Annotated in this window: 10 protein-coding genes; 1 reads left to right on the top strand and 9 read right to left on the bottom strand. The window is 53.3% G+C overall.

The genetic code is table 11. The features are described 5' to 3' along the window. Positions 1-264: 264 nt before the first annotated feature. The 4 genes from QWT68_RS08955 to QWT68_RS08970 all read right to left on the bottom strand — a co-directional run bounded on the left by QWT68_RS08955 (position 265) and on the right by QWT68_RS08970 (position 6,210). A complete protein-coding gene (locus QWT68_RS08955) occupies positions 265-1,332 on the bottom strand; it encodes an S-layer homology domain-containing protein (protein ID WP_290147951.1) in 1,068 nt (355 codons plus the stop codon). Positions 1,333-1,424: 92 nt separating this feature from the next. Next, positions 1,425-2,498, bottom strand: coding sequence for an S-layer homology domain-containing protein (locus QWT68_RS08960; protein WP_290147952.1), 1,074 nt, complete (start codon positions 2,496-2,498; stop codon positions 1,425-1,427). A gap of 222 nt (positions 2,499-2,720) precedes the next feature. Then, the gene (locus QWT68_RS08965) at positions 2,721-4,862 is read right to left on the bottom strand and encodes an ICP22 family protein (RefSeq protein ID WP_040287339.1); all 2,142 of its coding nucleotides are present in this window, start codon (positions 4,860-4,862) and stop codon (positions 2,721-2,723) included. Between the two features lie 28 nt (positions 4,863-4,890). Next, positions 4,891-6,210, bottom strand: a complete 1,320-nt coding sequence (locus tag QWT68_RS08970) for a hypothetical protein (protein ID WP_290147955.1) — start codon at positions 6,208-6,210, stop codon at positions 4,891-4,893. A 295-nt stretch (positions 6,211-6,505) separates the two neighbouring features. On the opposite strand from QWT68_RS08970, the gene QWT68_RS08975 reads away from it, so the two are divergent. After that, complete coding sequence (locus QWT68_RS08975) at positions 6,506-7,927, top strand: trypsin-like peptidase domain-containing protein (RefSeq protein ID WP_290147957.1); 1,422 nt, start codon at positions 6,506-6,508, stop codon at positions 7,925-7,927. A gap of 45 nt (positions 7,928-7,972) precedes the next feature. Here QWT68_RS08975 and QWT68_RS08980 read toward each other — a convergent pair whose 3' ends face one another. The 5 genes from QWT68_RS08980 to QWT68_RS09000 all read right to left on the bottom strand — a co-directional run bounded on the left by QWT68_RS08980 (position 7,973) and on the right by QWT68_RS09000 (position 14,037). Then, positions 7,973-8,611, bottom strand: a complete 639-nt coding sequence (locus tag QWT68_RS08980) for a class D sortase (RefSeq protein ID WP_290147958.1) — start codon at positions 8,609-8,611, stop codon at positions 7,973-7,975. Positions 8,612-8,627: 16 nt separating this feature from the next. Then, a complete protein-coding gene (locus QWT68_RS08985) occupies positions 8,628-9,875 on the bottom strand; it encodes a hypothetical protein (protein WP_290147960.1) in 1,248 nt (415 codons plus the stop codon). Positions 9,876-10,002: 127 nt separating this feature from the next. Beyond that, entirely contained in the window at positions 10,003-11,409 is a 1,407-nt protein-coding gene (locus QWT68_RS08990; RefSeq protein WP_040287343.1) for a GGDEF domain-containing protein, read from the bottom strand. Positions 11,410-11,520: 111 nt separating this feature from the next. Then, the gene (locus QWT68_RS08995) at positions 11,521-12,603 is read right to left on the bottom strand and encodes a hypothetical protein (protein WP_040287344.1); all 1,083 of its coding nucleotides are present in this window, start codon (positions 12,601-12,603) and stop codon (positions 11,521-11,523) included. Between the two features lie 33 nt (positions 12,604-12,636). Then, positions 12,637-14,037 carry an MBOAT family O-acyltransferase gene (locus tag QWT68_RS09000; RefSeq protein ID WP_290147963.1) on the bottom strand — a complete coding sequence of 467 codons (1,401 nt, stop codon included), beginning with the start codon at positions 14,035-14,037 and terminating at the stop codon, positions 12,637-12,639. Between the last annotated feature and the right edge of the window lie 3 nt (positions 14,038-14,040).

Below are 14,040 nucleotides of genomic sequence, written 5' to 3' on the forward strand. Positions count from 1 at the left end.
TGATCACTTCTCTGGGTTTATGATCACTTCTCCGGTTTTATGATCACTTTCAGGTTTTTATGATCACTTCCAGAAATTTATGATCACATTCCAGTTTTTATGATCACTTCCGCAAACCTATGTCCCCTTTCCAGCATACTCTCCCCCCAGAAAATGCTTCGCTTAAGCGGAGCACACCAATCAGATCTTTTCGGCTTGTCAAACCCTTACTTGCGCGGCATGCGCCGGCTGGGTGCATGCCGCCCGCCGCGTACAGGGAGACTCTCACTTCACCGCCTTCAGCACGGAGACGATGTGACCGTTCTTATCCACGACCTTGATGAGACCGACACCTTTGACATAGTAATTCTTATATCCGGTGGACGTGGTGACTTCCACGGCATTTGCGAGCGTCCGATATGGCGTGTCCACTGTCTTGTGGACTGCCGTGTACGTACTCTTCTCCTGATAGTAGCTCCACGACTTGCCGGTTTCGATCGGATACAGCAGTTCGATGTAATAATCCGACTGCAGCAGGCCGGTCGCGAAGCCCTGGTAGCTTTCATCTTCCACGAAGTATTCCGTCCCGCCGGTCCTGACGTCCTTCTCCTGCCAGACGAACCCGAGACGGGAGCCGTTGACTTTTGTGCTGCTATTCACATAGGACAGGAGGCGGTCGCCGTTCGGCCCGGTGTATGTGTATTGCTTGGTTTTGTCATGGGCGAAGCTGTCCGCGATGGCGGCACGCTGCTTAAACTCAGCGGACAGGCCGCGGGCGAGGAATGCGGAGAACTGTTCCCGCGAGACGTTTCCCGTCGGCTTGAACGTGCCGTCCGGATAACCAGCTGTAATACCGGCTGCTGAAATCTTGCGGATCGACTCGGATGCCCGCATGTTCGGTCCGACGTCCGAGAACAGGAAGCGCGAGGTGAACTGCAGGTCGAATGCCCGGTCCACGATTGCGGCCATATCGCCTCGGGAGATGAACGCATCCGGCCGGTATGTGCCGTCCGGATAGCCGCTCAGGATCCCTTCTGTCACCGCTCCGGCGATATAGCCGCTCGCAGACTGGTTTTTACCTACATCCTTGAAATTCGTCGCGCGTTTCGTCCCGTCCATCTTCAGCATGCGCCCGATGAATATGGCAGCTTCTGCACGGGTGACATCCTTTTTCGGCATGAACTTGCCGTTTGGATAGCCCGAGATGACGGATTGGGAGACGAGATATTGGACTTCATCGTGGAATCGGCTGGATTTTGGGACGTCCGGGAAACTGACGGCCGCGGCGGCAGGCTGCACAGCGAGCCCAGCCGACAGCGTAATAGCAGCTGCGAACATGGCGATACGTTTCATGCAATCACTCCTCTGTTTCTATCATGTCCCCAGTATATCAAATTCACGAAGACATGGAAAAAGCGCCGAATGATTGCTTCGGCGCTTTTGGCTTACTTGATAGCTTTGAGGTTCCGCTGTGCTTTCCCTGCAGAATCCACTGACAGGACAAGACCAATCCCTTTGACATAATAGGATTTCGTCCCTTTTTCAGTCACTTCGACAGCATTGGTGAATGTTTTGTACTGGGTCTTCACGGTTTTATTGACACCAGTGATTTTGGCGATATCCGCATCAGCCGGGCCATTCTGCCAGGTAGTTCCTGTCTTGACCGGGTAGACGAGATCTGTATAGTACTCCGAGAACGGATAAGCCGTCACCAGCATCTTGTCAGTTTCTTCGATGTGGATATAATATACCTCTTTCGTGGCCGGACGCTCGCCAACCCAGAAGAAGCCTGTGTAGGTGAGTTCCGCGAACTGACCTTTCGTCTTCTTGTACTCCATAGTCAGATCGCCTTGATTAGTGGCGTACACATATTTCTTCGTCATGTCCGGCATATAGCCGTCTTTATTCACAGTACGCTGTTTATAGACCGGACTCATCCCGCGTGCCAGGAATGCGGAGAATTGCTCACGCGTCACGCTGCCGTTCGGGCGGAAAGTACCGTCGGCATAGCCTGTTGTAATATAGTCTCCCGCGATACTGCGGATGGCCTGGTATGATTTCATGTTATCACTGATATCTTTGAATTCATGCACAGTGCCCGTCTCGATTCCGAATGCACGGCTCATGATGATCGCCATGTCGCCACGCGAAATGGACTGGTTCGGACGGAATGTGCCATCCTTATATCCGCTGATGATGCCTTTCTCTGTCGCCGCAGCGATGTAGCCGCTCGCGCCATTCTGGGCATTGACGTCCTTGAATTTCGTGTTGCGTTTTGCACCGTTCAAGTCGAGCATGCGGCCGATCATGATGGCAGCTTCTGCGCGGCTTACATTCTTTTTCGGCTGGAAGCTGCCGTTCGTATAGCCGCTGATGATCTTCTGGCCCGTCAGGTACTGGATTTCATCGTTGAACCGGTTTGCTTTCGGGACGTCCGGGAAACTTGCGGCTGCAGCCGGCTGGACAGCAATCGTCAATGCGCAGACAGCCGCGGCTGCCAGGGTCAAGATACGTTTCATATGCATTCCTCCTAAGCTGTTTGTCTGTTCAGTATACCAGTAGTTTACCAGTCATACGAATGATTTCTAAAATTCGTCAACACTTCCATACTTATGTCTTATTTCCAAATGACTCCCCATTATAAAAGCACCACCTGTTCCGCGTCCGGTTCAGGTGGTACTTTCAGAAATTTCATATACAGCAGAGAGTGGATTCTGATCAGGAACCCGTCTCTTGAAAACTTATTGCACTGCCCACTTGCGCATGGTTAGTCCTGCACCAGCTGCCAGAAGACCGAGCAGTGTCACGCTGAGTGCATCGAGCGGTCCTCCTGTTTTTGGAAGAGTGTCCATAACTGAATCTGTCATGCTTCCGCCCGCGGCAGGCATCAGCCATGACATGCTTCCGCCCGCTTGGCTGAGCGCCGGGATTGCGTTCACCATACCGGCATTTCCATCCGATGAATTTCCGGATGAAGCACCCGGCACAGCCGTGGAGCCGGAGCCATTCAAATCGGTAACCGAATCCATCCCGCCATTCATCCCCGGGTTATTTCCGTTTCCTTGGCCGGTTCCGTCAGTTCCATTACTGCCATCCGAACCGCCTTCCGGGACAGTTGCACCATCATCGTTTCCATCCATTCCGTTATCCGGAGTGGTGTCCGGGTCCGATGTTCCGGGGCCTTCACCATTATCGGTTCCGCCTTCCGGTTCTGTCACAGCGTCATCATCCGGGTTGGCTGTCCCTTCATCGGAATCCGATCCTTCGTTACCGGAGTCATCCGGGTTTTCAACGGGAGGTACAGGGGTATTGTCCGTATCATCCGAATCCGATCCTTCTGGCTCTGTCGGGCTGTCATCTCCATCCGCTGGCGGGGTGGTTCCATCACCGTCGTTGTCCATCGGTGGTACGGTTCCATTGCCATCGTTGTCCGTTGGCGGCGTGCTGCCGGTGTCCCCAGGTTCTGAGGGGTCACTGGTTTCTTCATCCGGATCGGCTGCTGCCGGTTTGAATGACGAATTCGTCAGCAAGTCTAGGTTGACTGCACCAAGAAGAGGCAGGTCAAGCGTAATCATGCCGACGCCTTCTTTGATCGCAGTGCCTTTGTCTGTAGTCTGCTCTTTCTTCCCAAGCAGATTGACAGATGTGTCGCCGAGCAGCTGATCGAGCAGACCCAGCTGCAATACCCCGCTGTTCCGATCCGTTCCATTCTCCGTTTCAGCTCGGTGATCATCCAGAACGCCAAGGTGCAGACCGCCGAGACCCAGGACGTTGTTGATCAGTACATCTAGAACACCTCGGTCTTGGCTGGCCGTTCCGTCGTTTTTGACTGCCGTGTGGTTCTCGAGCACACCGACATGCGTTTTATCCAACACACCGCCGAGCGCTTCACCGACATCCGCATTCACGACACCTTCATCTTTCGTGAATGAACCATCTTCATTTACAGATGTGTGATGGTCCAGCACACCGACATGCGTGTCTTCCAACAGACCGGCTGCTTCTGGTATTACAGCTTCCACAACGCCGCCGTCCTGTGTGTACGAACCGTCTCCGTCCGCTGTGACGTGGTTATCGACCACTCCGACGTGTACATTTTCCACGACACCGCTGAGCGCTTCGCCGACATCCGCACTCACGACACCTTCATCTTTCGTGAACGAACCATCTTCATTTACAGACGTATGCTCATCCACCACACCGACATGGGTATCCTCAAGAATTGGGGATTCGTCGACAGTCACCTCAACGAGCGCCTTGGTCTGCTCGGCAGATTGCTGTCCATCCGTTTCTGACTTCGTCTCGGCGACACCTGCGTGCGTATTTCCGAGCAACTCAGAATCTTTCAGGTCTGCCTGTACAATCCCTTGGCTGCTTGTTGAAGATCCGTCTGCTTCACCCGATTTCTTCGAAACTGCATCGACCGTCGTCTTGCCTGCGGCCGGCAGTTCCTCCGCTTCGACTGAAACAAGGGATTCTTTCGTGTTCGCCTCTGTCTCTGAAGAGCCGGACTGCTTCATCGCTACATCTGCCTGCACCTCATTGGTGACGGCTGTATCGACATTCACAGAAACCGCGGATTTTTTCTCGGTTTCTGCAGACTTTTTGACAGGTGCCACTTCCGCCTGCACATTGTCAGCAATTCCGTCACTCACCTGGACATTCACTAGTGAAGATTCTTCCTTCTGCTCTGTCCGCTTCGGCACTTGGACTTTGACATCGCCGACAATCGGCAGTCCATCAAGTTGAAGATCCACCACATGCGAAGATTTCTCCGCCTGTGCAGTATCCCCTTCATCTGCCGAACTTGCAGCAGGCAGCACTGTGAACACCGAACCGGCTAACACCATCATCCCTGCGAGTTTCATCCAATTCTTTTCCATTATACTTCCTCTCCTTTTTTATAGTTTTTTAGACGTATAAAAAAGGAGCGGATTGGGGCGGTTGTCCGGGTGGCGCGTGTATCCATTGCAATGATCCTATGATATCTTCCAAGTACCATTTCTGCCGCACGATTTCCGCAGCCATCCGCCAGTCGTCTGCCGGGATTGCGGTGACTCCGCTTCCTGATGCAGCAGCAGATGTTGAAATACTGACGGAAGAAGAACCTGTCACAAGCTCAACATCCGCTTTCCATTTTGTCAGAGTTCCCGGTCTCAGAGGGACAGCTGAAGCGGAATTTCGGGCTGCTGATTCCAGACTCCGATCATCCGCCTTCCGCTCAGCATTCTCGGACGTTTTGTCCATCTGAACAGTCTCCGGGCGGACATCCGTGAACTCATCTGCCAGAGGTTCAGCCGTCTGTACGGCTGCCGGAACAGCTTCCTTCACCGGGATGCCTTCGTCCCCGGATTCCGCTTGCGCCGCAGGTATGTCCGCCGGTTCCTTTTGGGAAGCCGCTGGCGGAGTCTCCGGCTTGGTCACTGCCGGTTCCTGTGCTTTTTCTTGTTCAGGTTCGGCAGGAACCCGTGTATCCGATGGTTGTTCTTGGACTGGCGGCTTTACGGTCTCTGGCTGTCCGACAGGCTTCTGCGGAATTTCAGGACGCACCGACGGCTTTTCAACCGGTTCTGCTTCGTCAGACGGATCTATTTCCTCTGAAGCTGGCTGTCCGGGCTGAACAGGCTGCTTGACAGGTTTGTCCAGTTTATCTGCCGGTGCCGTCTCTGTCGCTGCTGGTTTCTTCAGCGGCTTGGCGACCGTCTTCACTGTGTTCCCGACTGTCTCATCCGCTGTCTTCTTCACCTGCTTGGTGACTTCCGTGACAGTTTCGGTCGTTTTGTCGACAACCGGTGTCACGACCGGCACTTCAGGCAGCGGTTCTGTCACGTTCACAGCTGTCTCCGTCACGTTCTGAACGGTCTCCGTTGTCTTTTCAACAACTGGGACGGTGCTTTCGACTGTTTCACCGACAAAGTTCGTCGTACTTTCCACAATATTCTTCACCGGCCGTCTCTCTTTCGGATCAACGACCGTATTCACCGTATCTTCTGTGAACTTGACTGTCCGGTCGAGCGTATCTCCCGTGAATCGGACGGTTTCTTCCACGAGCCCTCCGGCTGAGCTGAGTGTTTCATCCACTGTGTTCTTCACCTGGTTCAGCAGTCCGCCGACAAGCCCTTTCCGTTCTTTCGCTGGCTCTTGGCTGTCGTCCGTTTCATCCGCATAGACGAATGCCGGCAGACACATCAATAGAAAACTAGTACAAAAGACTGCAAATACACGTTTCACATAGTCACCTCCTTTCGAACTGGAGATGGAAGAACCCGATATCAGGCCTCCGCTATTTCGCCTCTACCCACAACACTTGCACATAAACATGTCAATTCCGGCGTTATTGTTACCAACAGCTGACATATCAATGCCGGCGACTGTAAACTATTTTTATAAAATTCTTGAATTAAACACTTAACCTATGTATATCCTCGAAGTTCTTTTAGTTCCGTCCTCTAATAGTAGTTCAAAAAACCTAAAACTATGATACTATAAAAGCAACAGCTCAATTGAAAAAGGAGGCATCCCTTTAATGTATTGTCAGCATTGCGGCACTCGGAACGAACGGGAAGCGGTGTACTGTTCTAGCTGCGGAAAACCTCTGAAAGCCAGAAAGACCCCGGGCTGGGTGATACCTGTCGTGCTCAGCTGCCTGCTCATCTTAACAGGATCTGCAGCAGGCATCGGCTATTACACAGACTGGGATTTCGGAAGTCTGCTGAATCAGGGTAAACAACAGACTCCCGCACTCGAACAGCAGGCTGAAGCCGGCAGCCAGTCCCCTCTCAAACCTGTCAGTTCGGGGCCTGCTGCGCCAATAAAATCTGTACCGCCTGACAAGGAAAAAACAGAAGTGATCAAAGAGTCGCTGCCGCGTGTGTTCACGATATTTACACGGGACGGACTCGGCTCCGGTTTCCTGTATAAAAAGGGCGGTCTCATTGTCACGAACGCACACGTTGTTGCCGGCTTCACGGATGTCGTCGTCCGCAACTCGGATGGAAAAGACGCCGCTGGCAAAGTGATCGGGATTTCCGATAAATATGATGTGGCACTGATACGTTCGGATGCGTATTCCAAACTGGCACCGCTTGTGAGTGAAACGAAGGAAACACCGATCGGTACCGAAGTCATTGCACTCGGCAGTCCGCAAGGGTTTGAGAATTCGGCATCCGTCGGCTATCTGACCGGTCTGAACCGGGATATGGAGCTCGGATTCGTCTACGAGAAAATCTATCAGATCGATGCACAGATCGACCAGGGCAGCAGCGGCGGACCCCTTCTGGATGCCAAGACTGGAAAAGTCATCGGTATCAACTCCCTGCTGTACAAGGAGAATAACCTGTTCGGATTCTCGATACCGATGTACAGTGTACTCGATCTGGTGAACCGGTGGGCGGCGGCTCCGATGAGTGAATCCGCTGTCGCCTCCTTATTCGGCGTCTATGACAGCTACACGGCCAGTTCCAACTTTGACAGTGATATCGCGTATGACGACGAGTACACCGATTTTTACGATGACTCCGACAGCTACTATGGTGACGACTATGACGAGTACAGCGATACGTACGAAGACGAATCAGCAGCCGGAGTTTTCGCGGATGACGGCCTGTATGATTTCATGTCCAGCTTCAGAATGGATTATGAAGAAGCGCTCGTGTATAAAGAAGGATTTTCACCGATCTCCCACTACTTCCTTCCGGGGACCGCCAGCACTGCGGCCTTCGCAAGTTTTGTCGATGAAGTCGCTGCCGATGACCGGATCTATGAGTTTTACGAGAGTGAGATCACGGAGATTGAGATTCAAGATGACCGGTCCTTCGTGACGATGTATCTGTCTTATTCGGTAGCGGACAGCAGAGGGGAACAGAACTTTTTCGAGAAACGGAAACAATATACCATCGTGACCGATGAGTACGGCGGATACAAAATCAGTAACGCCGCTGATTTCTGATTACATGAAATAGAGCAGTGGCTGCAGCCATTGCTCTTTTTCATCTCACTCTCCAGCCTCTCCATCCACGCGTTTCGCCATGACGACGAGCCGGTGTTTATCGCTGTTTTTCGGGTAGCAGGTGATGAGCGACAGTTTCGCCTTCCCCTGCTCACGGCCGATCACTTCGACATCTTCCGGATCGACAATCTGCATGTCGTACACTTCATACGTCTGCTCTTCGTCCACAGTTTCGAAGCTGAAACGGTTTCCGGCCGCCAGTTCATCAAGCCGGTTGAAGAACTGGCCGAATACGTGCGACTGGTGGCCGGCGATGGCATAGCTGCCGCCTGTCTCCCCCGGCATATCCATTCGCGGGATCGCACCGAATCCACGGTCCAGTATCTCGGGAGTCGCTCCATATGCGACCGGTGCGTGAATGTCGATTTGAGGGATGTCGAGGACTCCTTCTATATCGCCGATCTTCTTTTCCGCCGCTTGTTTCCCTGTTTGCTGGCCCCCAGCTGCCGCCGCTTCCTTTGTCGCTTGTCCAGACTCTTCTGCAGCCGCTTTCAGATTAGCGAATGCATCCAGCTGTTCGTGTTTGACGCCTTTTGTTTCCCTGATCCCGGTGAACTGCCAGATCAGCAGACCGATCCCGGCGAGCACAAGAATGTTTCCCGTCCAGCGGGCAGCATGTTTCATTCCCACCCCCTCCTTGTCATCGGACCGGCTTTCTCCATCCGGCCAAAAATCTTATCAGAACGCCCCCCGCAATGAGCAGAATGCCGCCAAGCAGGAGATCGGATCGGCCTACAGGGCTCCCGGTCTTCGGCAGTCGGCTGGGCAGGCTGCTGTTGCCTGTGCCCTTCGACTGCGAATTGTTGTAGCCGGCATCGGAATCATTAGAAGGACGATTGATGCCGGTATCGGGTCTACTCCCGCCGAAGGAATTGCCGCTGTTGTTTCCTGCAGCAGGCCGCGGACCGGTCCGATCCGCTGAATTGCCGTCCGGGACGAAAACCCGGTCTCCCATCTCTGAACCGCCGTTCCCTGTATAGCTTCCTGACGGATAGACCGTCTCGATCTCGATATCCGTATCGATGACCGGGCTGCTGTCTGCGCTTGCCGTGGAGACGGCGGCTTGCTCGGACTCCCCGCCCGGATCAGCCTCGTCCTCCTCCACCGCCGCTTTTGTTTCGGGCGCTGCTTCTGTTCCAGCCATCTCTTCTTCAGTTTCAGGTGTTTCTTCTACGATTCCACGTATATCTTCGGGAAGCTCTGAAGTTCCTTCCGCTTCAGCCGGCCTCGCGTCTTCCGATCCTGCAGCCTGTCCCCCGTCCTGTTCTGTCAAGTCCTGTTCTTTCTGCTCCTCCACCGGCTTCTCGGTCTGTCCCGCGGATCCAGTCATTGCAGGTCCGGAGCCATCTTCGTCTTTTACAGGCTGACCCGCCGGCGCTGTGTCGGATGGATCCGCAGCGGCGGAGTCGCCACAAGCCATGACAGTTGCGTTGTCAAGTGAATCGGGAGAGTAAATCTCCTGCGGGGCAGAAGATGCCGTGCTGTATGTCTCCTCACCAGCTGGCTGTTCTTTCACATCCGCCGCTAACTGCCCGTCCTGAACCCCTTCAGAGGAGTCCGCGTCAGTCTCCGTTCCCTCTCCGGTTGCCACATCGGTATCCAACTCGTTGTGAGGTATCTCCTGTAGGCAGTCACTTTCTGAAACCGGCTCGTCCGCTTCTGAACAATCAGCGGATTCCGCCTCCTCTCCGCCTTTGACTGCCGTGGACTCTTCTGGATTGGGCTGCTTTTGTACGGAGACCTTTCCGTACTCGCCGATCTCATAGCATTCAGTATCCGTTGGAACCGCCGTGCCGATTCCCCTGTCATCCGGTTGTGCAGCCAATGCGGGTGACGCGGCAGACAGCATCAAAATTCCCGCACCAAGCAGACCATTCAGCCGTTTCACTCATTACCGCCCCCTCTGTACTGTATGTACCTCTAAAATCCCTTTCCCTATTAAGCTGGGACATAATCTCAGCTCCAATAAGAAACCCCCTCTTCTGTCCAGTATGCACCGGTTGGGAGGGGGATGTTCAAGATGTACAGATGACACGGCTTTTGCCGCTGCGCTTCGCTTCATAAAGTGCGATATCCGCTTTGTGATACAACTTGGCGAAGTCGGAAATGCTGCCTCGGCGGTTCTCTGCGACTCCTGCACTGATGGACAGCATCACGTTTTCCCCATTACATGGGAGAAGGGCTGATCTGACGGCTTCCAGCATGTCATGGGCTCTCCGGCAGCCATCTTGAAGGGTGATATCACGCAGCACTGCGACGAACTCATCTCCTCCGATACGCGCAGTGGTATCACCTTTCCTCATGAGCGAGCTGCAGAGATCCGCCACTTTACGGATGGCTTGATCGCCGAACGGGTGGCCGAACCGATCGTTCAGGACTTTCAGATTGTCGATGTCAAAAGCGATGCATACGATGTTTTCTGCACTGCCTGCTGATTCGGCAAGCCAACCACCCGCCAGATCCTCGACCGACCGCCTGTTTGCGATGCCAGTCAGGAAATCGGTGTTGACCTGTTTTTCCAGTTCCCGCAGTTTCACTTTCATATCCAGCTGGAGGACAGCGTTAATGACTTCCTTCTCGTGGAGCTCTTCCAGCAGCCGGATATATCTCCGCTGCACTGAAAAACCATGCTTGAAATCACCAAAGTGCTCAGCGAGTGAAACCTGCCGTTCCAAGATTTCTTTGAGCTGCTTGTGGTCCGAAGAAGCCTCTGCCATGCGGGAGGCTTCTTCCAAGCTGGCCATCGCGTTACGCGGATGGCGCTGCCTGAGCTGGATCTCAGCCTTCAGCCGGATGCTTTTCACCCGTTCCGCCGGATAGGTATCCAGCAGCGGGTCGCGCTGGACAATTTCCAGCAGCACGGCGGACGACTCCATATCTTCCAACCCATAGTATGCATGCGCAGATGCCAGGGCGGCTTTCAGCAGCAGGTACGGACAGTATGGTTCCAGATCAGCGGCAACACTCGCACCGCGTCTGCCCGCCTTCAGCGCTCTGTCATACTCACCGAGCCGGCACAGGACATTGCACAGTTCACTGCTATTCTCACTGATGAGCCTGCTGTTGCCCAGCTGCTCGGCTAAGTCGATACTCATCTCCAATACTTGTTTCGCACGCTCATAATCTCCGGTATATACATAGAGCAGACAGAAAATATGATTGGAGTGCATATAGTCTTCCTTGGTCCCCCAGGTTTCACACAGATTTGCATGCCGGCCGATGTACTGGAATGCCTCCTTGATAGCCCCCAGTCTGTAGAAGCCGAGGGCGTAATTCGCGTAGGCTTCCATCCGGAGATGATGGTCGCCCATATCTGTCGCCGCCTGCAGCAGCTGATAGCAGCATTCGATCATTTCTTCAAACTTGCCCTGGTGCTGAAGCGACTCGATGGTCCGCTGAAGTCTCTGTATTGTCTCGCGCATCCCCAGCTCTCCTATACGTTTCGATTTGTCTTTGATAGAGTACCCAAAGTAGCAGACAACGAAACTATATTAGAGACGATGGACCCACTTCAGATAAATCTGAATACAGGCTCAATCAGTGACTTTGGAATTATCCGTTCCAATCATCGCTTCCCACAACAGTTCATGCACTTGCTGGAGGTGGGATTCGACGTTCTCTTTCGTGACATAGACACCGAAATCAGCCGGGACTTCCGTTGTCTCCGGGTGCTGGATGCGTTTTGCGATGAGTGTGCCGGTCTCCGGATAGAAATGATGGCCGTCATGGTAGTTCATGATGTCATTCGTGACCGTGTTCGGATACATGAAGTTCCAGACCCCGCCGTATACCTCCACAAGATCCCTGATCCATCGTTCGTAATCCTCGTACAGGCCTGTACTGACCAGCGAGGAAAACAGCGCTGTGGAAATCGGTGTCGTATAGACCCTCAGCTCACCTGGCTGGGCGGCATCTTTTATTTTCTGCAGGATCATCGGATAATCTTTGTAATATGTGTAATTGCTGCCGTAGAACTCCTCTTCGAAACGCTCGATCTTGAGGCTCGTGCTTTCCTCGACCTCCTCTTTCGTCAGCTGCTTCGCAAATGCCTCACCTTTCCGGTTATACATACGCTCTTCGTCGACATTGCCGGAAGCCGAATGGATGAAATTCTGGATCGATACATCGAGAGCATCCAGGGACAGCAGATTTTTCGTGCGATAGAACGGCTGGTCGATCTTCTTCTCGTAATTGGCAAGGGAACGCGGCGCCCCTGCCTCCTTTTCACTCGACTTGAAGAAGTCCATACCGACCAGATAACGGTCCAGGCCGGGCAGCTGTGACTGGCTGTACAGCATGATGCTGTGCACTTCCCGGATCGACATGTTGGCGACTGAGAAATTGAACACATCCCAGTCCTCGAATGCGGATGGATGGATGTACGTCGACCGGCTGCTGCCGACAAGCAGGGTGTCATAATCGTGCCGGCCGTAATGGAGCATGGCGATTTTCTGCTCCCGCTCATTCGTCACTTTCTGGATGCTGTTGTATGCATTCGCATGGCCATAATGCCAGAGCGGATCGATCCAGTAATTGAATCCCGCAGTGGCCGCTGCGAGAACGAGGAACACAGCGATCACCGTATGGGAAAAACGTTTATCGGACAGAGGAAACACCTACTTTCCTGTAGTAAATTGGCTCCGGGACATTCAAAAATTGAAATAGAGGAACTCACTGACACGCTGCAGCTGCATCGCGCTGTAATAGAGCAGCAGGATGACGAATGCCATCATCAGCGGCGTCCGCTTCTCGGTCTGCATGATCTGCACCGAATTTTTCGCAAACAGCGCAATGCCGAGCCCGATCAGCAGATAGAAGCCAAGCCACAGCAGGCTTTCATTGAATACGGAGTAGACACCGGTCAGATGGAGCCCTGCAAATCCGAACATCGCCTTGAACACCTGCAGGGCGACCGTCATATCAGGTGCACGGAAGATGACGAACGCCAGATGGACGAACAGGAACGTAATCCCCCATGCCCAGATTTTCGGCAGCTGACGGTCGGACCGTTTCCAGACTCGTGCAATGATACTGGCGACGCCATGCAGAATACCCCAGATGACGAACGTCCAGCCGGCGCCGTGCCAGAAACCGCTGATCAGGAAGATGATGAAGATATTGACGTACGTCCGCGGAACGCCTTTCCGGCTCCCGCCGAGCGGTATGTAGATATACTTCGTCAGGAATCCCGACAGCGTAATGTGCCAGCGCCGCCAGAAGTCCTGGATATCGAGCGCTTTGTACGGTGAGTTGAAGTTGATCGGCAGCCGGATGTTGAAGAACAGCGCCAGGCCGATCGCCATATCCGAATAGCCGCTGAAATCGAAGTACAGCTGGAGCGTATAGGACAGTGACGTCACCCATCCGCTGATCATCGACAGCGTGTCCGGTGAGCCGAATCCGCTGTTCGCATACGCAGCGAACGTATCCGCAATCGCCACTTTCTTGAACAGGCCGATTGAAAAGATGACCAGGCCCTTCGCGATATTTTCATAGTTGACGCGATACGTTTTCCGGTCGCTGAATTGCGGCATCATATCGCCGTGATGCACGATAGGACCCGCGATGAGCTGCGGGAAAAATGACACGAACAAGCCATAGTTCAGGAAATTGTATTCATTCGTCTCCAGACGGTACGAATCAACCAGGTAGGCGATCTGCTGGAACGTATAGAAACTGATGGCCAGCGGCAGGATCACCTGGATGAGTCCGATTTCTGTGCCGAACAGCAGGTTGATGTTTTCCGCGAAGAAGTCCCTGTATTTGAAATAGCCAAGAAGCGCCACATTGAACAGGATGCCGATTGTGAGGATCACCTTCCGTGTCGGCAGCCATTTATTTTTTCCGAGAAAAACACCGATGATATAGTTGACGACCATCGAACTGACAATCAGCGGCAGATAAGCTGGATTCCAATAGGCATAGAAGAACAAAGAAGCCAGCAGCAGCCAGACTTTGGCAAACGGCGGCGCCACCCTGCCGACAAGGAAAAAGACGGCCCAGACGACCGGCAGGAAGAGGAAGATGAATTCAAAGGAATTAAAGATCATAAA

Origin of the sequence: Sporosarcina trichiuri (assembly GCF_030406775.1) — a bacterium.
Lineage (GTDB): Bacteria > Bacillota > Bacilli > Bacillales_A > Planococcaceae > Sporosarcina > Sporosarcina trichiuri.